This window comes from uncultured Nevskia sp., from assembly GCF_903885465.1.
Lineage (GTDB): Bacteria > Pseudomonadota > Gammaproteobacteria > Nevskiales > Nevskiaceae > Nevskia.
In genome coordinates this window covers 1-18,009 of the sequence record NZ_CAISIQ010000376.1, presented here as the reverse complement: position 1 = coordinate 18,009, position 18,009 = coordinate 1, and the positions used below count along the sequence as shown (strand labels likewise).

General features: G+C 64.7%; 17 protein-coding genes. 12 read left to right on the top strand and 5 right to left on the bottom strand.

All coding sequences use genetic code 11. The features are described 5' to 3' along the window. Positions 1–1,391 (top strand): amidase (locus QZY06_RS14805; RefSeq protein ID WP_295685845.1); only part of this gene is annotated, 1,391 nt, incomplete at its 5' end. Further along, entirely contained in the window at positions 1,388–2,836 is a 1,449-nt protein-coding gene (locus QZY06_RS14800) for an amidase (RefSeq protein WP_295685844.1), read from the top strand. The genes QZY06_RS14805 and QZY06_RS14800, both read left to right, overlap by 4 nt. Positions 2,837–2,840: 4 nt before the next feature. On the opposite strand, the gene QZY06_RS14795 is transcribed toward QZY06_RS14800, so the two are convergent. Both QZY06_RS14795 and QZY06_RS14790 read right to left on the bottom strand, forming a co-directional pair. After that, entirely contained in the window at positions 2,841–4,253 is a 1,413-nt protein-coding gene (locus tag QZY06_RS14795) for a HAMP domain-containing sensor histidine kinase (RefSeq protein ID WP_295685843.1), read from the bottom strand. Positions 4,254–4,282: 29 nt separating this feature from the next. Next, on the bottom strand, positions 4,283–5,641 hold the full coding sequence (locus tag QZY06_RS14790; RefSeq protein WP_295685842.1) for a sigma-54 dependent transcriptional regulator: 1,359 nt from the start codon (positions 5,639–5,641) through the stop codon (positions 4,283–4,285). A 260-nt stretch (positions 5,642–5,901) separates the two neighbouring features. Here QZY06_RS14790 and QZY06_RS14785 point away from each other — a divergent pair, with 260 nt between their 5' ends. The 8 genes from QZY06_RS14785 (at position 5,902) to QZY06_RS14750 (ending at position 13,298) form a co-directional block, all read left to right on the top strand. Then, the gene (locus QZY06_RS14785; RefSeq protein WP_022975781.1) at positions 5,902–6,066 is read left to right on the top strand and encodes a DUF1328 domain-containing protein; all 165 of its coding nucleotides are present in this window, start codon (positions 5,902–5,904) and stop codon (positions 6,064–6,066) included. A gap of 75 nt (positions 6,067–6,141) precedes the next feature. Then, positions 6,142–6,786 (top strand): BON domain-containing protein, encoded by a 645-nt coding sequence (locus QZY06_RS14780; RefSeq protein WP_295685841.1) that lies wholly within the window; start codon positions 6,142–6,144, stop codon positions 6,784–6,786. A 38-nt stretch (positions 6,787–6,824) separates the two neighbouring features. Next, positions 6,825–7,331 (top strand): hypothetical protein, encoded by a 507-nt coding sequence (locus QZY06_RS14775; RefSeq protein WP_295685840.1) that lies wholly within the window; start codon positions 6,825–6,827, stop codon positions 7,329–7,331. A gap of 58 nt (positions 7,332–7,389) precedes the next feature. After that, on the top strand, positions 7,390–7,587 hold the full coding sequence (locus QZY06_RS14770; protein WP_293397417.1) for a CsbD family protein: 198 nt from the start codon (positions 7,390–7,392) through the stop codon (positions 7,585–7,587). A 199-nt stretch (positions 7,588–7,786) separates the two neighbouring features. Beyond that, positions 7,787–9,211: an OmpA family protein gene (locus QZY06_RS14765; RefSeq protein WP_295685839.1), complete on the top strand. Its 1,425-nt coding sequence runs from the start codon at positions 7,787–7,789 to the stop codon at positions 9,209–9,211. A 173-nt stretch (positions 9,212–9,384) separates the two neighbouring features. Continuing rightward, complete coding sequence (locus QZY06_RS14760; RefSeq protein ID WP_295685838.1) at positions 9,385–9,819, top strand: DNA polymerase III subunit chi; 435 nt, start codon at positions 9,385–9,387, stop codon at positions 9,817–9,819. 8 nt (positions 9,820–9,827) lie between these two features. After that, the gene (locus tag QZY06_RS14755; RefSeq protein WP_295685837.1) at positions 9,828–10,235 is read left to right on the top strand and encodes a hypothetical protein; all 408 of its coding nucleotides are present in this window, start codon (positions 9,828–9,830) and stop codon (positions 10,233–10,235) included. Between the two features lie 138 nt (positions 10,236–10,373). Then, positions 10,374–13,298, top strand: a complete 2,925-nt coding sequence (locus QZY06_RS14750) for a valine--tRNA ligase (protein ID WP_295685836.1) — start codon at positions 10,374–10,376, stop codon at positions 13,296–13,298. Between the two features lie 48 nt (positions 13,299–13,346). Here QZY06_RS14750 and QZY06_RS14745 read toward each other — a convergent pair whose 3' ends face one another. Then, positions 13,347–14,198: an oxidoreductase gene (locus tag QZY06_RS14745; RefSeq protein WP_295685835.1), complete on the bottom strand. Its 852-nt coding sequence runs from the start codon at positions 14,196–14,198 to the stop codon at positions 13,347–13,349. A gap of 90 nt (positions 14,199–14,288) precedes the next feature. Here QZY06_RS14745 and QZY06_RS14740 point away from each other — a divergent pair, with 90 nt between their 5' ends. Further along, the gene (locus QZY06_RS14740; RefSeq protein WP_295685834.1) at positions 14,289–14,792 is read left to right on the top strand and encodes a MerR family transcriptional regulator; all 504 of its coding nucleotides are present in this window, start codon (positions 14,289–14,291) and stop codon (positions 14,790–14,792) included. Positions 14,793–14,810: 18 nt separating this feature from the next. Here the strand turns inward: QZY06_RS14740 and QZY06_RS14735 are convergent, their stop codons facing one another. Both QZY06_RS14735 and QZY06_RS14730 read right to left on the bottom strand, forming a co-directional pair. Continuing rightward, the gene (locus QZY06_RS14735; protein WP_295685833.1) at positions 14,811–15,524 is read right to left on the bottom strand and encodes a DUF2490 domain-containing protein; all 714 of its coding nucleotides are present in this window, start codon (positions 15,522–15,524) and stop codon (positions 14,811–14,813) included. Between the two features lie 74 nt (positions 15,525–15,598). Further along, positions 15,599–17,071, bottom strand: a complete 1,473-nt coding sequence (locus QZY06_RS14730) for a DUF3336 domain-containing protein (protein ID WP_295685832.1) — start codon at positions 17,069–17,071, stop codon at positions 15,599–15,601. Positions 17,072–17,265: 194 nt separating this feature from the next. Here QZY06_RS14730 and QZY06_RS14725 point away from each other — a divergent pair. Continuing rightward, a partial coding sequence (locus QZY06_RS14725; protein WP_295685831.1) for a nucleotide sugar dehydrogenase occupies positions 17,266–18,009 on the top strand: 744 nt, incomplete at its 3' end.

The following is an 18,009-nucleotide window of genomic DNA, read 5'->3' as shown; positions in this document are numbered from 1 at the left end:
CGATCCGCGCCGGCAAGGCCACGGCGACGCAGGCTGTGCAGGCCTGTCTGGCGCGCATCGAGGTTTACGATCCCAAGCTCGATGCCTTCATCACGGTGATGCGGGACAAGGCGCTGGCGCAGGCGGCGACGCTCGATGCCGAGCAGAAGGCCGGCAAGTTCCGCGGCCCGCTGCACGGTGTGCCGATCGCGATCAAGGACAATATCGACACCGCCGGTACCTTGACCACCGGCGGAAGCGCGCTGTTCGAGGATCGCGTGCCGACCGTCGATGCGCCGGTGGTCGCCAGTCTGGTCGCCGCCGGTGCGATCGTCATCGGCAAGACCAACCTGCAGGAATTCGCCATGGGTGGCGGCGAGACTTCGTACTACGGGCCGGCGCGCAATCCCTGGAATCTGGCCCACAACACCGGCGGTTCTTCGTCCGGCTCCGGTGCCGCGCTGGCCGCGTTCCTGAGCTATGGCGCGCTCGGTACCGACACCGGCGGCTCGGTGCGCATGCCGGCCTCGTACTGCGGCATCGTCGGCCTGAAGCCGACCTACGGCCTGGTGCCGATCCGCGGCATCATGCCGCTGGTGCTGTCGCTCGATCACTGCGGGCCGATGGCGCGCACGGTGGCCGACTGCGCGCTGATGCTGAACAGCATGGCCGGCTACGACAAGCTCGACATCACCAGCGCCGAACACGCCCGCGAGGATTACGTCGCCGCGCTCAGCCAGCCGGTATCGGGTTTCCGCATCGGCCTGCCGCCCAGCTATTTCGATGGCCTGGAACCGGACGTCGCCAAAGCCGTCGACGACGCGGTGGCGCTGCTCAACAAGCTGACCAAGGGCAGCAAGGAAGCCAATCTGCCGTCGATCACCTCGCGGCCCAGCCTCGGCGCGCTGGGCGAGTACATGGCCTATCACGAGCAGTACGTGAAGAGCTCGGCGGCCAAGTACATGCTGCCCGAGCGTCGTCGCCTCGAAGCCGCGCTGGCATCACCGCCGAAGGCCGCCGACTACGTGCGCGCCAAGTGGGATCTGGAACTGCTGCGCCGGACCATCGATGACTCGTTCAACGGCTTCGATCTGGTGGTCTGCCCGACCCAGCGGATCGTCGCGCCGAAGCTCGATGATCTGATCACCCGCGCCTACAGCACCACGCCGAGCAATCCGCTGGTCACTTCGAACTGCTCGCCGTTCAACATCTTCGGCCTGCCGTCGATCTCGCTGCCCTGCGGCTTCAGCAAGAGCGGTTTGCCGATCGGCCTGATGATCTCCGGGCCGAAGTTCTCCGAAGGCAAGGTGCTGGCGCTGGCCCAGGCTTACGAGCAGGCCACGCAATGGCATCTGCGCAAGCCCTCGCTGTCGCCGAAGACGGTGGTGCCGGCCGTGGTGAAAGGCGCATGAGCACAGCTAAGCAAGACGCACTCGCGGCACTGTCGATCGCCGAAGCCGCTGCCAAGCTGCGCAGCGGCGAAGTCACTTCCCGGCAACTGACCGAAGCCTGCCTGGCGCGGATCGCGGTCTATGATCCGATGCTCGATGCCTTCATCACCGTGATGAAGGACAAGGCGCTGGCCCAGGCCGATCAGCTCGATGCCGAGCAGAAAGCCGGCAAGCTGCGCGGCCCGCTGCACGGCGTGCCGATCGCGCTGAAGGACAATATCGACACCGCCGGCACCCGTACCACGGCTGCCAGCGCGTTGTGGGAAGACCGGGTGCCGCCCGCCGATGCGCCGGTCGCCAGCCGACTGAAGCAGGCCGGCGCGGTGATCATCGGCAAGACGAACCTGCACGAGTTCGCGATGGGCGCCGGCGAGGCCTCGTTCTGGGGGGCGGCGCGCAATCCCTGGGCGCTGAACCTGAACACCGGCGGTTCCAGTTCGGGTTCCGGCGCTGCCGTCGCTGCCGATCTCTGCTACGGCGCGCTCGGCACCGACACTGCCGGTTCGATTCGCCATCCGGCCGCCTACTGCAGCCTAGTGGGCCTGAAGCCGACCTTCGGCCTGGTGCCGATCCGCGGTATCGCGCCACTGACCTTATGTCTCGATCACTGCGGGCCGATGACCCGCACCGTCGAGGACAACGCGATCATGCTCAACGCGCTGGTCGGCTATGACCGCCGCGACATCACCAGCGTCGAGCATCCGCGAGAAGATTATGTCGCCGCGCTGAAGCAGCCGGTGTCGGGCTTCCGCCTCGGCGCGCCGCTCGGCTTCAAGGAAGGCACGCATCCGGAAATCCTGCGCGTCTGCGAGATCGCCATCGGCGTGCTGGCCCGGATCACGGCTGGCATCAAGGACGTGAGTCTGCCGAGCACCGGCGATCTCAGCATCGGTGCGCTCGGCTATTCCGGCGAGACCTGGGCCTGGCACGAAGAGACGTTCAAGGATTCGCCGGGCAAGTACCAGCTGGCCAGCCGCCGGCGCCTCGAAGGTGCCGCGAAGGACGAGCCGAAAGCGCCGGACTACATCCGCACCAAGTGGAAGCTCGATCTGCTGCGCCGGACCATCGACGACAGCTTCACCGACTTCGATCTGGTGGTGATGCCGACCATGCGCAAGATGCAGCCGGTGCTCAACGACATGTTCAAGCGCATCCGCGAACCGAAGCCGGGCGATCCGTCGGCGCTGTCGAACTGCAGTGTGTTCAACGCCACCGGCCTGCCGGCGATCTCGATTCCCTGCGGCTTCAGCAGTGATGGTCTGCCGATCGGCCTGATGATCGCCGGCCCGCGCTTCTCGGAAGGCAAGATCCTGGCGCTGGCCCAGGCTTACGAACGCGAGACGCGCTGGTATCGACAGAAGCCGAAGCTGACGCCAGACACGCTGGTGCCGGCGCTGACGGTCTGAGCGATCAGGTGGTTCGAGCTTCGGTTGGCCAGGGCAGGTTGACGATGAAACGCGCGCCCTGGCCGCGCTGAGACGCGACCTCGATACGGCCGCCGTGACGCTCGACGATCTCGCGTGACAAGGTCAGGCCGAGGCCGGCGCCGCCGGTGTTGCGGCCGAACTGCACGAAGGGTTCGAAGACGCGGGTGAGCTGGCGGCGGGTCATGCCTTCGCCGCTGTCGCGGACTTCGATGCGGATCGCGTCCGGGCCGGCGACGACGTTGATGCCGACTTCGCCACCCGGCGGCGTGTGACGGATCGCGTTGCCGACCAGGTTGTCGAGCACCCGCGAAAACTGCGAGGCATCGAGCTGCAGCTCCGGCAGCCCGGTGGCGACACTCGCGACGATGCTCAGGCGGCGTTCCAGTGCCATCGGCTCGAAGCGGGCGACGGCGTCTTCGGCCAGCTGCGCGAGCTGCACGGCTTCGAGCTTCAGCGGCGTATCGGCGTGACTGAGGCGCGAGACATCGAGCAGATCGCTGACCAGATCGGCGAGGCGCTTGGTCTCGGTGTGCACGGTCTCGAACAGATCGGCCTCGCGAGTGTCCGGCGCGAACGCGGTGCGCTCGGCGAGCAGATCCATCGCCATGCGCAGGCCGGAGACCGGCGTGCGCAGTTCGTGCGAGGCGCGCAGCACGAAATCCATGCGCAGCTTTTCCTGCTCGCGTTCCTCGGTCACATCACGCAGCAGCATCACCAGGCCCGGCCGGGTCTCATCGGTGAACGGGGTCAGCGCAATCGCCAGGATGCGCTGCATCACGCCTTCGCCGATCACCAGATCGGGTTCGTCGTCCTGCGACAGCGACTGGTTGGCGATGTCGTCGGCGATGCGCTGATCGAAGCGCTCGCCGCCGAGCAGCTCGTCCAGCGTGCGGCCGATCGCCAGTTCCATCGTGGTGCCGAGCTGGCGCGCGGCGATCGGGTTCAGGCGTTCGATCTGGGCGCGTTCGTCGACGATGATCAGACCATCGTCGATCGAGCCAAGCACCACATCGTTGCGGCGCTGCTCGGCCAGCAGGCGGTCGATGCTGGTCGAGTTGTAGGCCTCGAGTGCGGTGGCCATCTCGTTGAAGTGATCAGCCAGCGCATTGGCCTCGACCAGACTGGAGCGCTCGATGCGGACATCGAAATGACCATCGGCCACTGCCTTGGTCGCGGCGGCGATCTTCTGCAGCGGCGCGCTGGTCGCCTGTGCCTGGACGATGCCGAAGCGGATGCCGAGCACGCTGATGGCGATGCCGCCGATGCCGAGCGCAGCGATCTCGTACCAGGCGCCGGTGCCGGATTTCGCCCAGGCCAGCGCCAGCAGGGCACCGCCGGCGAAGGCGATCAAGACCAGCGCGGCGTAGCTGAGCAGCAGGCGATGCAGGATTCTCATGCGATTCGATCAGTGAGGCAGGCGACGGGTCAGATGCCGTACTGCTTGCGCTTGCGATACAGGGTCGAGGCGTCGATGCCCAGCGTCTTGGCGGCGACTTCCAGGGTTTCCGCGGCGCCGAGCACGCTGAGGATGTGTTCGCGCTCCAGGGCCTGCAGGCTCAGGCCCTGCGTCGTACGTGTTGCTGGCGCGCTGCCGCCGGCATCGCCAAGGGCCAGATCGCGGGGTTCGATCTGCTCGCCGCGACAGAGGATGCTGGCTCGCTCGACGACGTTGCGCAGCTCGCGGATGTTGCCCGGCCAGCGGTGGGCGGCAAGGGCAGTCAGCGCCGCCTCGCTGAAGCCACGGGCACGGCCGCGATGAATGCGGATGAACTCGTCGAGGAAGCCGTGGGCCAGTTGCGGCAGGTCTTCGATGCGGTCGCGCAGCGGTGGCAGATGGATGCGGATGACATCGAGCCGGTAGAGCAGATCCTCGCGGAAGGTGCCAGCGCGGACCATGGCGTTGAGATCGCGATTGGTCGCGGCGACCAGGCGCACATCGGCCTGGCGGGTTACCGGATCGCCGATGCTTTCGTACTGCTTGTCCTGCAGGAAGCGCAGCAGCTTCGGTTGCAGGGCCAGCGGCACTTCCCCGATCTCGTCGAGAAACAGGGTGCCGCCATCGGCCTGAGACACGCGGCCCGGCGAGTTGGCAACGGCGCCAGTGAACGCGCCCTTGCGATGGCCGAACAATTCGCTCTCGAACAGCTCGCCTGACAGCCCCGGGCTGTTGATGGTGATGAACGGTGCCGCCTGGCGCGCGCTCCAGCGATGGATCGCCCTGGCGATCACGCCCTTGCCGGTGCCGCTTTCGCCGAGCACCAGAATGCTGGCTTCGCTCTCGGCGACCTGGCGCACGGTATCGAGCAGCGCCGCCATTGCCGGCGAGCGGCTTTCGAGCTGGGTATCGCCACCGCTGCGGCCGGTTTCGCGCTCCAGTTCTTCCAGGCGCAGATCGAGCCGCCGCGCATGCAGATGTGTGGCGGCAGCAATCCGCAATTGCTCGGGCGAGCAGGGCTTGACCAGGTAATCGGTGGCACCGGCACGCATCGCCTGCACGGCGGTATCGACCGAGGAATGGGCGGTGACGATCACCACCCGCAACCAGGGCGCGGCGATCCGGATCGCCGGCAGCAGCTCAAGCGCGTTGCTGTCGCCGAGGCTCAGATCGAGAAAGCAGACATCGAAGACGCGGCTGCGGATCAGCGCCATCGCCTGTTCGCCGCTGGCCGCGGTGGCGACGGTGTGGCCGTCGTCTTCGAGGCAGTAGCGGAAGGTCTTCAGCAGGGCGGCTTCGTCGTCGACGACGAGTACGCGGCCTCCGGTCTTGTCAGCCAAAACGGCCAAAGCGGCAATTCTCCATGAGCGTTGTGAGGGCCCGAAAATGGAAGAAGGTATTTCTTGCATTTTGCACGGTTGGAACGACGACATCTTGCAACTTGCCCGGAGCATGTTCGCACGATTCATCGTAACTATTTGAAAAACAATAAATAAAAACCTGGCACGAAGGATGAAATGTATTAGGCACAGCACGCCGATTGGCGGTGTGCCGGGACTGCCAACCAGAAGGCAGGCTCGATCCAGACAGATCGCACCGGAGTTTTCTCATGCTGCATTACGCCGTCGTTTTCTTTGTCATCGCATTGATTGCGGCCCTGCTCGGGTTCTCCGGTATTGCCGGCACTGCGGTCGGCATCGCGAAAGTGCTGTTCCTGGTTTTCATCGTGCTGGCCATCGTGTCGTTGATCTTCGGCCGTCGCGCAAAGCTTTGATGTCCTGACTCAGCAACCGCTTCAAACCCTTCCCTCAAAACGTTTCAAAAAAATTTCACCTCAAGGAAAACACCCATGAACTTCAATATCCGCAACAACTCGAACCCTCTGATTCTCGCCGCCGTCGTCGTCACCTTCGGTCTCGCCGCTTGCGGCAAGTCGGTGCCGCCGGGCCAGGTGTCCGATAGCGCCGCCGCCGATGCGCCGAAGGAAAGCGCCACCCTCGGCAAGGCGATCTCCGATACCGCCATCACCGCCTCGGTGAAGGGCCGTCTCGGCAGCGACGCCCGGGTTTCCGATTCGGATATCTCGGTTGAAACCAACAACGGCATCGTCACCCTGAGCGGCACCGCCAAGGGCAGCGATGCCAAGAACGCCGCCGAAGAACTGGCCCGCGCCACGCCGGACGTGAAGGGCGTCGACAACCGCATCGCCGCGCCGACCGCGCTCGATTCGATCGCCAAGAACGCTGAAGGCGTTGCCAGCGATGCCGGCGAAGCAATCAGCGACACGGTGATCACCACCAAGCTGAAGGCTGCGCTGATCGCCGACGAGACGACCAAGGGCACGGCGATCAACGTCACCACCCAGGACGGCAAGGTCACCCTGAGCGGTGAAGTGGCCAGCAAGCGCGAGCGCGAGAACGCGATCGCCATCGCCAGCGGCACCGGCGGCGTCAAGAAGGTTGATGCCGATGCGCTGAAGGTTGCCAGCCGCTAAGCCACGGCCCTGTCGCCTGAATCGGCTTGCCTCGCGCCATGACCCGCACCATCGACCAGTTGGCAGCCTTGCATCGTCAACTGCTGGTCGTGCGTGGTCATTGCGAGGTGCTGGCCTGCACGGCGGTACCGGCAGTCGCGGCGGTATTTGCCCGGCTGGCCACGGCGAAAGCCGAACTGGCCGGGCAGCTGGCGCAGGAGCTGAACGCGGCCACCGTCAGCCTGACCGTGGTCATCGATACCCGCAGGACCGCGAGGCTGTATCGCCGCTGGCTGGCGATGAATGCCGGGCAGCAGCTGGCTGGGGATTCGATGGCCAACTCGGCGGACGTCGCTGCGCTCGTGGTTGCTGAAGATCGCTTGCTGCATCGCTGCGAGCAACTGCTGGCCAGCAAGCCGTCACTGAAGTTGCGGCAGGCGTTGAAGCGCTACGTGCCGCAGGTCGAGGCCTGCCATGCGGAGCTGCGCCGGCTGCATGTTTCACCTGAACGAGCTGCGTTGACACCGGTACGGATGCCGGTCTCGCAGCTGAGCGTCAAGCGCTGATATCAGCGCTGCGTACACCCACACATAAAAGTACCCCCAAGTCGAAAAGGAGATTCACATGAACGAAGACATCATCAAAGGAAAGCTCAAGCAGCTCACTGGCAACATCAAGGCCAAGTGGGGCGAACTGACGGATGACGATGCAGCCCTGGTCAACGGCAAGCGCGACGTGCTCGTCGGCAAGCTCCAGGAAAAATATGGCTTGACCAAGGAAAAGGCCGAGCAGCAGATCAAGGAACTGGAAGACGCGAACTGATCTTCCTCCCCCGAACTGAAGGCTTCCCCCCGGAGCCTTCACGGCTGATCCCCCGGTCAGCCCCAAGCCGGTGACGGCACGGTTCCCCCCGGCCGTGTCGTCACCGGGCTGCAGGCCGCCGAACGGCCGCAGCAGCACCCAGCCTCACTAACCCTGTTTCAACTCCAATACCTAGTGCCTGAGAAGGCAAGGAGCTGTCATGCAACTCAATCACCGTGCTCTGCGGAGCACGTTCACCGCCGCCGTTCTTGCTTCGTTCGCTGGCGGCGCTGCCGCTGGAGACGGGTGGTATCTGGGCCTGGAAGGAGGCTCGAACTGGCAGCGCCAGTCCAACGACACCCAGAACTTCGGTGGCCTGCTGGGTGGCCAATCACCGTTCGCATCCAAGTACGACAATGGTTGGGTTGGCGGTGTGACCAGCGGTTATGCATTCTCCAACGGCTTCCGTCCTGAAGTGGAGCTGGCTTATCGCCAGGACCGCTACAAGCGGATCTTCGATTCGGCGTCCTCCGCTGAAGGCGATGGCCGCAAGGACACCCGCAGCGCCTTCGCGAACCTCTGGTACGACCTGAAGAGCGACAGCGGCCTGTTCAAGACCGTGCATCCATACATCGGCGTCGGCGGCGGTGTTTCGCAGCTGTGGCTGGAAAACGTCGGCAGCGCTGGCCAGGAACTGGTCAACGACCATGACACCGTGTTCGCCTATCAGGGCGGCGCCGGTATCGGCTTCGATCTGTCGCGGCGTCTGACCGCGTCGGTCGATTACCGCTACGTCGGCACCGAGAAGGGTTACTTCGAAGCCAATCCGGGTGCGGGTGGCGGACGGGTGAATTCCGGCTTCAACGGCCAGTCTGCCTTGCTGTCTGTGCGCTACGTGCTGGCCGAACAGAAGCCGTCCGATCTTGACGGCGACGGCGTGCCGGACAAGCGTGATGTCTGCCCGAACACGGCCCCCGGCACGCCGGTGGACAGCACCGGTTGCGCGCTCGATGCCGACAAAGACGGTGTCAACGACAAGCTCGACATGTGCCCGAACACGCCAGCCGGTGCCACGGTCGACGCCAAGGGTTGCCCGATCGACAGCGACGGCGACCGCGTTCCGGACTACGCCGACCAGTGTCCGAACACGCCGCCTGGCACCGATGTCGACGCCAAGGGCTGCACCATCGCACCGCCGGCGCCGGTCATCGCCGATACCGATGGTGACGGTGTTGCCGACGGCATCGACCAGTGCCCGAACACGCCGCCCGGCAAGAAGGTCACGGCCAACGGTTGTGCGGTCAACCAGTCGCTGATCCTGAAGAACGTCCACTTCGCGTTCGCCAAGTCGCTGCTGACCAACGACTCGAAGACCGTACTCGATACCGTCGCCAAGACGATCATCGACTCGCCGGGATTCCAGATCGAGATCGCCGGCTACACCGATAGCGTCGGTTCCGATGCCCAGAACCTGAAGCTGTCTGAAGCGCGTGCCCAGTCGGTTCGCACCTACCTGGTCAGCCGCGGTGTGTCGGCCAGCGTGCTCAGCGCCCACGGCTACGGCGAAGCCAACCCGGTGGCCAGCAATGACGACGAAACCGGCCGCGCCGACAACCGTCGCGTGGAGATGAAGATCATCAACTAAGGCCCGACCCATCCGGCGCGGCCCACCGCGCCGGATTTCAGGCTCCGCATTGGGCGATCCGGCAACGGGTCGCCAATTTTTTTTGGCCGACGCGTCGCCAGGACGAGCCGGCCGGGCAGGGCGAACCGGTATCCTTTGCGCGCCCTTCGCCGCCGCCTATCCGTGACTCCCAAGTGACGCGTATTGATTTCTACATCCTGTCCGACGACTTCGCCGCCGCGACCAGCCACGTGCTGACCGCCTGCAAGCTCTGCGACAAGGCCACCGCCGGCGGCAAGCGCGTCTACGCCTACGTGCCGGACGCCGCGACGGCCGAAGCGCTGGACACCGCACTGTGGAGCTTTCGACAGGGCGGTTTCATCGCTCATGAACGCCAGGGCACGAGCCCCGAAGAACCGCTGCCGGCCGTGCTGATCGGCGCCAGCGAACCGCCGGCCAGCTACGACGGCGTGATGATCAACCTCGGCCTCGACGTGCCCGATTTCTTCAGCCGCTTCGAGCGGGTGCTGGAAATCGTCGACGCCGATCCGTCCGCGCGGACCAAGTCGCGCGAGCGCTACAAGTTCTACCGCGATCGCGGCTACGAACTCGCGACCCACAATCTCTGAGAGCCACCATGTCCCGCATTCTTCAGGTGGCAAGCCGCTGCGCCTTGCCGATCAGCCTCGTGCTGCTGCTGCCGGCCTGCAGCCTGTTCAGCACCACGCCGTCGCCGGCCAAGCGCCAGGCCGTTCGGGATGCGCTGCCCTACGGCATGGACATCGCCCAGGCGCAGGCGAAGCTGTCCGGCCTCGGCTTCGCCTGCAGCCGCCGCACCGGCAACTACACCGACGAAAGCGGCGCCGAGCACAGCAGCGAACGCTTCCTGTTCTGCGAACAGCGCCCGAACACGATCAGCTTCGCCTGCGAGAACCGCGATCAGGTCACCGTGATCGACCGCGACGGCACCGTCGCCGGCATCGAAGTCACCCGTGGCCCGTCCTGCCAGCCGGCTTCACCACCACCGGCAACGCGGTTCAAGTAGCGGGCGAGTAGGGCGGCCCCGGGCCGCCGGCCGGGCAAGCAGGAATCGTCCGCGCGCCAAGCCTTACAATCACGCCCCCGTTTCCCTATGCAGCGCTGCGACCGCGGTCGTGGCATGCCGATCATCGTGACGAAAGACATGGACAAGACGTTCGACCCCAGCCGCGTGGAAGCCCAGTGGTGCCAGACCTGGGAAGCCGATGGCTGCTATCAGCCGAGCGGCAGCGGCAAGCCGTACTCGATCATGATCCCGCCGCCGAACGTCACCGGCACCCTGCACATGGGCCACGCGTTCCAGCACACGGTGATGGACGCGCTGACCCGCTATCACCGCATGGCCGGCTTCGACACGCTCTGGCAGCCGGGCACCGATCACGCCGGCATCGCCACGCAGATGGTCGTCGAGCGCAATCTGAAGCTCGCTGGCGAGCCGTCACGCGCCGAACTCGGCCGCGAAAAATTTCTCGACAAGGTCTGGGAGTGGAAGAAGTACTCCGCCGGCACCATCAGCCAGCAGATACGTCGCATGGGTTCCAGCGTCGACTGGAGCCGCGAAGCCTTCACGATGGACCCGGCGTACTCGAAGGCCGTGGTCGAGCATTTCGTGCGCCTGCATGAAGACGGCCTGATCTACCGCGGCAAACGCCTGGTCAACTGGGACCCGGTGCTGCAGACCGCGATCTCCGATCTCGAAGTGGTGCAGGAAGAAGAGAACGGCAAGCTCTGGCACTTCCGCTATCCGCTCGCCAATGGCGCGACCTACGTCAACGCTGAAGCCGAAACGCTGAATTACATCGTCGTCGTGACCACGCGTCCGGAGACCATGCTCGGCGATACCGCCGTGGCCGTGCATCCGGAAGACGAGCGCTACAAGCATCTGGTCGGCAAGACCGTGATGCTGCCGCTGTGCAACCGCGAGATTCCGATCGTCGCCGACGATTACGTCGACCCGGCGTTCGGCACCGGCTGCGTGAAGATCACGCCGGCGCATGATTTCAACGATTACGCGTTGGGGCAGCGGCACAAGCTGCCGTTGATCAATGTGCTGACCAAGGCGGCGGCGATCAACGATGACGTGCCCGAGCCTTATCGCGGCCTTGATCGCGTCGTGGCTCGCAAGAAGGTCGTCGCCGATCTCGAAGCCTTGGCCGACAGCACGGCGTCCGCGCCAATCACCAGCACCGAAGAAGGCAAGCCGGTCTATCCGCGCGGCCTGGTCGACAAGATCGTCGATCACAAGCTGAAAGTGCCGCGCGGCGATCGCAGCGGTGCGGTGCTGGAGCCTTATCTCACCGATCAGTGGTTCGTCGATCTGACCCGCGAAACGCGCCATGACGGCCAGCCCGGCAACGGCGGCTTGCTGGCGATCACCAAGCCGGCGATCGATGCGGTGGAGTCCGGCCGCATCCGCTTCGTGCCGGACAACTGGAAGACCACGTACTTCCATTGGCTGAACAACATCCAGGACTGGTGCATCTCGCGCCAGCTGTGGTGGGGCCATCGCATTCCGGCCTGGTATGACGATGCCGGGCAGGTGTATGTCGGCCGCGATGAAGCCGAAGTGCGGGCAAGACACGGCCTGGCTGCGAGCGTTCCGCTGAAGCAGGACGAGGACGTGTTCGACACCTGGTTCTCGTCCGACATCTGGCCGATGGCCACGCTCGGCTGGCCCGAGAACACCGAGTCACTGAAGAAGTACTACCCGAGCAGCGTGTTGGTCACCGGCTTCGACATCATCTTTTTCTGGGTCGCCCGGATGGTGATGATGGGCCAGTATTTTCAACAGGACGTGCCGTTCAAGGACGTGTTCATCACCGGCCTGGTGCGCGATCCGGAAGGCAACAAGATGTCGAAGTCGAAGGGCAATGTCCTTGATCCGCTCGACGTCGTCGATGGCATCACGCTCGATGCGCTGATCGCCAAGCGCACCACCGGCCTGATGAACCCGGCGACGGCGCCGAAGATCGAGTCCAAGACCCGCAAGGACTATCCGAAGGGCATCGAAGCGGTCGGTGTCGATGCGCTGCGCTTCACCTTCGCCGCACTCGCGACCAATGGTCGCGACGTGCGTTTCGACGCTGCGCGCGCCGAGGGTTATCGCAACTTCTGCAACAAGATCTGGAATGCTTCGCGCTTCGTGCTGATCAATGTCGGCGCGCTCGACGCGGAGACCGGCGAGGCGACTGCCGCTGTCTCGCTCGATGGTGAAGTGACGCTGTCGACTGCCGACCGCTGGATCATTTCCAAACTGCAGAAACTCGAAGCCGAAGCCGCTGCGCACTTCGAGGCTTATCGCTTCGATCTGCTCGCCGCGAGCCTCTACCAGTTCATCTGGAACGAGTACTGCGATTGGTATCTGGAGCTGACCAAGCCAGTGATGCAGGGCAATGACGAACTGGCCAAGCGTGGCGCTCGCCGCACGCTGGTGCGGGTGCTCGAAGTCTGGCTGCGCCTGCTGCATCCGATCATGCCGTTCATCACCGAAGAGATCTGGCAGAAGGTTGCGCCGCTGGCTCAGAAGACCAGCAAGACGATCATGCTGGAGCCGTATCCGGTCGCCAACCCGGAGCGCATCGACGAAGCCGCCGAGGCCGATGTCGAATGGCTCAAGGGTTTCATGCTCGGTGTGCGCCAGATTCGCGGCGAGATGGACATCCCGCCGGGCAAGCCGGTGCCGGTGCTGATCCAGAACGCCAGCGAAGCGGATGCCGAACGCATCGCGCGTTTCCAGAGTTCGGTCAGCTTCCTGGCACGCCTGGAATCGATCCGGGTGCTGAGCGCGGCTGATGAAGCGCCGCAGTCGGCCACCGCACTGCTCGGCAGCATGAAGATCCTGGTGCCGATGGCGGGGCTGATCGACAAGGCCGCGGAACTCGCGCGTCTGGCCAAGCTGAAGGCGAAGCTCGAGAACGATCTGAAGATGAACGAGGCGCGGCTGTCCAGCGACAAGTTCGTCAACGGCGCACCGGCCGCGGTGATCGACAAGGAGCGGGCGCGAGTCGCTCAGCAGAAGGCCGAACTGGCGACGCTGACCGAGCAGGAAGCGCGGATCAGCGCGCTTTAGGGCTGAACGAATGAAGCCCGTCGCCAGCGCGCGGGCTTCGTCTGCCGATCAGTGCGCCGGCTTCTGCGCCTGCTTGGAGAAGGTGCGCATCAGGCCGTCGAAGGCCCGATCGCTGAGCAGGCTGCGCAGGCACAGGACGGTTCTTGCGCCGCCGCCGGCCGCATAGCGGGTCTTCGGCTGCGCGGCAAGGATCGACTTGACGATCGTTGCCGCGACCACCGCCGGCGCGGACGACAGGTTTCCCTCATAACCCGAGAGCAGCAGATTGGCGTGTTGCCGGGCACCGACGCGATAGTCGCTATCGCCGGAGTACTTCAGCAGCCCTTCGCGGGCAATGCCGTTCCACTCGGTCTTGATCGCACCGGGCTCGATGACGATCACGTCGATGCCGAAAGGATGCAGTTCCATCCGCAGCGAATCGCTCATGCCTTCCACCGCGAACTTGGTCGCGTGGTACCAGCTGCCGAAGGGCTCGCCGATCTTGCCGCCGATCGAAGTGACATTGACTATCCGGCCGCTGCCCTGCGCCCGCATCATCGGCAGCGCCAGCTGGGTGAGCCGCGCAAGACCGAAGACATTGACCTCGAACTGGCGGCGGCCTTCTTCCAGCGGCACATCTTCCAGCGAGCCGTAGGAGCCGTAGCCGGCGTTGTTGACCAGGGCATCGAGCCGGCCGGTCTCGCGTTCGATCGTCGCCATGGCGGCGAGCATCGAGGCGTCATCGGTGACGTCGAGTTCCAGCAGGGTCGCTCCCGCGGCAGCCAGCGGCTGCATGCGTGCCACCCGTCGTGCGCCGGCATAGACGCGATAGCCGGCGTCGAGCAGCTTGCGCGCCGTCGCTTCGCCGATGCCTGATGAGGCGCCCGTCACCAGCGCCACTTTCTTCACTGCGGTGTTCATCTCTGCGTCCCTCTTGTTGGATCGAGGACGGCATCCTAAGGTGTGGACCATAGGCCACAGTCAAGCGCTCCTGCGCAGAGGACGGACATCATGCTGATCGCTGATTTTTCCAAGACCACAGGCCTGGGCCGAGACACCGTCCGCTTCTACATCAAGCGCGGCCTGCTGACGCCGCAGGTCGGTGTCAGCGGCACCAATCGCTATCAGAGTTTCGATGCGCAGCAGGTGGAGCGCGCGCTGGTGATCCGGGAAGCACAGTCGCTGGGCTTCACCTTGCGCGAGATCAGTACGCTCAGCGACGAATACGAGCGAGTCGGCATGACGCTCGCGCGCAAGGCCGAGCTGATGCGCGAACGTCTTGCGGAGGTCGATGCGCAGGCGGCAAAACTCAGGCGGCTGCGGCGCTACTTCGCAGCCAAGCTCGAATGGCTCGAAGCCGGCGCGGAAGGTGAGCCGCCGGCATTCCTGAAGCGGACGGAAAACGGCAGACCCAATGTCTGCATGCCTGATTCGGCGTCGAAGCCCGTTGCGCGCTTGCCAGCTGGTTCAGCCGCTGAATCGAAAACGCGGCGAGGGCGGTCGGTTCGGTCCTGAAGGCCCGCTTGAGCGACCTCAGCGGAAGAAGGTGTACAGCGCCACCTGCAGCACGTGGTTCACGGTGTCGCGGTTCTTGCCGTTGATCCACTGGTTCAGGTAGCCGATCTCGATGTCGGCGGTCTTGTTCAGGCGCCAGCCGTAAGCGATGTAGGCGCGGTTCTGGTCGAACAGCGGCGCGTTCAGCGCATCACGGCCGCTGAGGTTGACCATCGCTTCGTTCTGGAAAGCCAGGAAAGCGCCCTGTGTGAACGCACCGCTGCTGGCGCTCAGCGGCAGCTGTGCGCGGGCGAACCAGCGGAAGCGATCCGAGTAGACATCCGGCGCGCCGGGCCGGCCGATGAAACGCTGTTCGAGCCGGAAACGCTGGCTGATGTTCAGGCGCTCGATGCGATAGCTGCTGACCCACTGCTGCCAGATGCGGTGCTCGACGGCGTCTTCAGCATCGCGATTGAAGGTGCCGATGTACGCGTAGCCAGCGCTCAGGGTCTGGCCAGGTTTCACGTACCAGGACAGGCCCGGGCGGATCAGCAGATTGCGCGGGCCGGCCCACTCGTCCTTGCTGCGCAGCTGAACGTCGGAGATGAAGCCGAAGTGTTCGTTGATCGCGGCGTTGTTGAACCAGGCGGCCCAGCCGGTCTGCTGGATGATCGGGCTTTCGGCGCGTGCGGCCAGCATCGGCAGGGTGACCAGCAGCAACGCGAGGCGGCGCAGGAATCGCATGGGCAACATCGGTGGCAGACCCTGAGGCGGGCCGCGCATGTTACGAGACCGAACGTCGTTTTTTCGTGCCCGCCGCGTTTGCTTCAGCGCTTCGCGACCACCTTCAGCTTGCGCAGCGGCGGCCGCTGCGCTTCGATTTCCAGCTGCTTCACGCAGGCGGCGAGGGTCTGCGAAATCATCGACTGGTTGCGGACCATGGCGATGCGCTTCCAGGTGGCGCGCTCGCCTTCGAGGATGAAGCGGGTCACCGCTTCGAGCTTCGGGTTGGCAGTGACGTGCGCGTACCGCCAGACCGACACCTTCGGCACGATGGTGACGTTTCCGCGGTAGTCCTGATCGAGGATCGACGAAGCGTTGTCGAGCTGGCGGCGGACGCCGGACAGCGGCACGCCAAACTTGCCGACACCGATCACCGACTGCGCGCCGCCGCGCATCGCGCCGTAAGCCACTTCGCGCAGCGCGCCGATCACGCCGGTGCGCTCGTGGGCGCCGCGCACGAACGGGATCACGTGCGGATTGGTCTGGCTGACGATGAAATGATTGACGTTGTGCAGGCGGCGCAGGCGGATACCGGGCAGGTCCGATTTGAGCGAGCCGTCGGTCCAGCGCAGGCCGGGCATATAGGGCACGCGGCTGCCGTCGTCGTCCTTGGTCATCAGTTGCACCGGCGGGAACAGCAGCGGCACCGCACTCGAAGCCAGCACCGCTTCGCGCAGATACAGATAGGGCGTGGTCAGGTAATTGAGCAGGCGAGGCGGCTGGTTGCTGCCGGCCGGGGACACGGTGACGTTGACGACTCTGCCGGAGCGCTCGTAGCTCTCCTCGAAGGTCAGGTCTTCGGTGTTGCGGGCAATGCCGAGGGCGATCTGCTTCTGGTCCATCAGTGCGCCGCGCTGCCACATTTCGCGTGCGCTCAGCGGCTTCCAGAAATGGTAGTAGCTATTGTCCGGATCGAGCAGTTCTTCGAGTTCATCCGGCGCCCGGGTGCCGATCACCGAGGCGACGATCGAACCGGCGCTGGAACCGGAAATCACTTCCGGAAGCAGCCCCTCGCGGACCAGCGCCTTGACCACGCCGACATGAAACAGGCCCAGGGTGGCGCCGCCGGAGAGCATCAGCGCCGAGCGGCCGAACGAGGCGGCGGTCTCGTTGAAGAAGCGCAGCTTGTCCGCCGCTGACAAGCCCGGGAAGTTGCCATCGGCGATGAAGCGCAAGGCATCGACGACTTCCGCGAGATAGGTTTCGATCAGGCGCTTGGTGCCGAAGTAGGTATGGCTGTACAGCGCCGGGTTGGCCATGTTGCCGAGGTTCCAGTGCAGGCCCTGGCGTAGATGGCGCATCAGCTTGACCACTTGGCGTGTGTCCCGGTACTGGCGGATCTGCGCGAGACGCTCGCGGATCAGCTGCCAGTCGTACTCCGGTGATTCATCCTCGTGCTTCCAGTCCTCGAAGCCATTGGCCTCGTCGAAAGCCAGGGCGCCGTCGCGCCAGGTGGCGAAGTCTTCGGCATGACGCATCGCCTTCCGGCATTCGTTGACTCGGGCGTTCATGAACATGGTTTGCGGAGGCGGTGGGGAATCCTGGATGAAGCATGAGGGATCGTCCCCGCCCGCACGGGTAGGCCGTTGACGGGTGGTAACATTCGGCCGCCCGGATGCGGCGTCTGGCACTATTCCTGCGCGTTCATCGGGCCATGGAAATGCTGCCTGCGCCGGCCGTTTCCGCTTCCTCAACCTATTGGAACCCCGCCTTGAACATCACCATCTTCGGCTCCGGCTATGTCGGTCTCGTCACTGCGGCCTGCTTTGCCGATGTCGGCAATGACGTGCTCTGTGTCGACGTCGACCAGAAGAAGATCGACGGCCTGAAACAGGGTGTCATCCCGATCTACGAACCGGGGCTGACCGAGCTGATCCTGAAGAATGCCGCCGAAGGCCGGCTGCGCTTCACCACCGATGCCGCCGAAGGTGTTGCCCACGGTCAGTACCAGTTCATCGCCGTCGGCACGCCGCCGAACGAAGACGGCTCGGCCGATCTCAAGTACGTGCTCGAAGTGGCCAAGACCATCGCCACGCACATGAGCGAGTACCGCATCGTCATCTCGAAATCGACGGTGCCGGTCGGTACCGCCGACAAGGTGCGGGCGCAGATGAAAGCCACACTTGCCGAGCGTGGCACGAGCATCGAGCACGACGTGGTCTCGAACCCGGAATTCCTCAAGGAAGGTGATGCGATCGGCGATTTCAACAAGCCGGATCGCATCGTCGTCGGTGCCGACAACGCGCGCGCCGCCAAGGCCATGCAAGCCTTGTATGCGCCGTTCAATCGCAATCACGACCGCGTGATCGTCATGGACGTGCGCTCCAGCGAGCTGACCAAGTACGCCGCCAACGCGATGCTGGCGACCAAGATCAGCTTCATGAACGAACTGGCGAACCTGGCCGAGAACCTCGGTGCCGATATCGAGCGCGTGCGCATCGGCATCGGTGCCGAT

Bases quoted from the DNA above. Each gene is read 5' to 3' on its own strand.
- QZY06_RS14800 (WP_295685844.1), top strand. From the start codon at position 1,388: ATGAGCACAGCTAAGCAAGACGCACTCGCGGCACTGTCGATCGCCGAA.
- QZY06_RS14795 (WP_295685843.1), bottom strand. From the start codon at position 4,253: ATGAGAATCCTGCATCGCCTGCTGCTCAGCTACGCCGCGCTGGTCTTG.
- QZY06_RS14785 (WP_022975781.1), top strand. From the start codon at position 5,902: ATGCTGCATTACGCCGTCGTTTTCTTTGTCATCGCATTGATTGCGGCC.
- QZY06_RS14780 (WP_295685841.1), top strand. From the start codon at position 6,142: ATGAACTTCAATATCCGCAACAACTCGAACCCTCTGATTCTCGCCGCC.
- QZY06_RS14775 (WP_295685840.1), top strand. From the start codon at position 6,825: ATGACCCGCACCATCGACCAGTTGGCAGCCTTGCATCGTCAACTGCTG.
- QZY06_RS14770 (WP_293397417.1), top strand. From the start codon at position 7,390: ATGAACGAAGACATCATCAAAGGAAAGCTCAAGCAGCTCACTGGCAAC.
- QZY06_RS14765 (WP_295685839.1), top strand. From the start codon at position 7,787: ATGCAACTCAATCACCGTGCTCTGCGGAGCACGTTCACCGCCGCCGTT.
- QZY06_RS14755 (WP_295685837.1), top strand. From the start codon at position 9,828: ATGTCCCGCATTCTTCAGGTGGCAAGCCGCTGCGCCTTGCCGATCAGC.
- QZY06_RS14750 (WP_295685836.1), top strand. From the start codon at position 10,374: ATGGACAAGACGTTCGACCCCAGCCGCGTGGAAGCCCAGTGGTGCCAG.
- QZY06_RS14745 (WP_295685835.1), bottom strand. From the start codon at position 14,198: ATGAACACCGCAGTGAAGAAAGTGGCGCTGGTGACGGGCGCCTCATCA.
- QZY06_RS14740 (WP_295685834.1), top strand. From the start codon at position 14,289: ATGCTGATCGCTGATTTTTCCAAGACCACAGGCCTGGGCCGAGACACC.
- QZY06_RS14735 (WP_295685833.1), bottom strand. From the start codon at position 15,524: ATGTTGCCCATGCGATTCCTGCGCCGCCTCGCGTTGCTGCTGGTCACC.
- QZY06_RS14730 (WP_295685832.1), bottom strand. From the start codon at position 17,071: ATGTTCATGAACGCCCGAGTCAACGAATGCCGGAAGGCGATGCGTCAT.